This window comes from Bradyrhizobium sp. 45 (assembly GCF_023073155.1).
Lineage (GTDB): Bacteria > Pseudomonadota > Alphaproteobacteria > Rhizobiales > Xanthobacteraceae > Bradyrhizobium > Bradyrhizobium canariense_D.
Genome location: NZ_JADPIX010000018.1, coordinates 1 through 1,001, shown reverse-complemented (window position 1 = coordinate 1,001; position 1,001 = coordinate 1). Strand labels below are relative to the sequence as shown.

Annotated in this window: 1 protein-coding gene and 1 pseudogene; both read right to left on the bottom strand. The window is 60.2% G+C overall.

All coding sequences use genetic code 11. The features are described 5' to 3' along the window. Positions 1–318: 318 nt before the first annotated feature. Positions 319–520 (bottom strand): annotated as a pseudogene (locus IVB42_RS03260) (hypothetical protein); the annotation flags it as partial. A gap of 156 nt (positions 521–676) precedes the next feature. Beyond that, positions 677–886 carry a hypothetical protein gene (locus IVB42_RS03255; protein ID WP_247397195.1) on the bottom strand — a complete coding sequence of 70 codons (210 nt, stop codon included), beginning with the start codon at positions 884–886 and terminating at the stop codon, positions 677–679. Positions 887–1,001 lie beyond the last annotated feature (115 nt).

Sequence of the window (1,001 nt, the reverse complement as noted above, 5' to 3'; positions counted from 1 at the left end):
AAGCACTGTACGAGACCTAGTGGCAGGTGCTGGCCTCAAGTTCGTCGATCAGGGACCGGCCGAGCTTAAGGGGCTTGCCGAGCCGATGCGCCTGTTCGCAGCGGTCACCTGAATTTAATCCGGGGTCGCCGACTGCGCCGTAAAAAGCTGAGCAGCTTTCACCCGATGTCCAATTGTGGCCCGTGTGAGACATGCCGGGGCGGTCTGACGATGTCCGTTCACTGGGGTAGACCGGAAGAGAACGGCACGCGGCCAAAGTGACGACGCGATTGACCCTAAGCCGAACTCCGCCTTGCGCCGATTAGAATCGGAGGCGCTTCACATCATCGTCCCGGGTATGAAGCAGCGAATGCTCACACCCATCGGGCCATAGAGCGGCCAGACCAGCGTCGCTTTAGCCCTGTTCGGCTCGTCGATGACGGCGTCGTCGGGTACGTAAACCCACTCGGTTTCCACGTTGGTGGCGCCAGCCATCGCGCCCGAAGCCCCCAGGCGTTGTCGGCACGCGGACACGGTAATGGATGGTTGCCGGTGATCTCCCAATCTACCTCTGACAAATGCATCGCTTCGCTACCATCGCAGCACAGATCTCCCTTTCGGTCATAAAGCTCCGCAAACCACTTCGACAGATCAAGCCGATTGTGATCGTGCGCGAGCACGGCGCTGGTCGATACCATCAGCGCGACCGCGAACTGACGCGTCTAAGAGTATCGGCGCCATCGATCTCCTTGATCCCGAGGGCATGGGGGTTAGGATCGACTTTGAGCTTTCTTCCGGGATCGATCAGCGCCACGATGTTGGAGCCGCCGAACGGCACCACCATGCCTGGCGGGCTGCGGCCCTCATCGATGCCGGAGCGGCGGAAAACCTCTTGGAAAGCGGCCATGTCCGGTTCTCCTGTTCTAGCATTACAGTTGCTTTTGTTGCGGGCTTCTGAATCCATGGGCAACCATGATTCGAATGTCGTGGGCGCGGGCCGCGTCGGTTGAGGCGACGCTTGC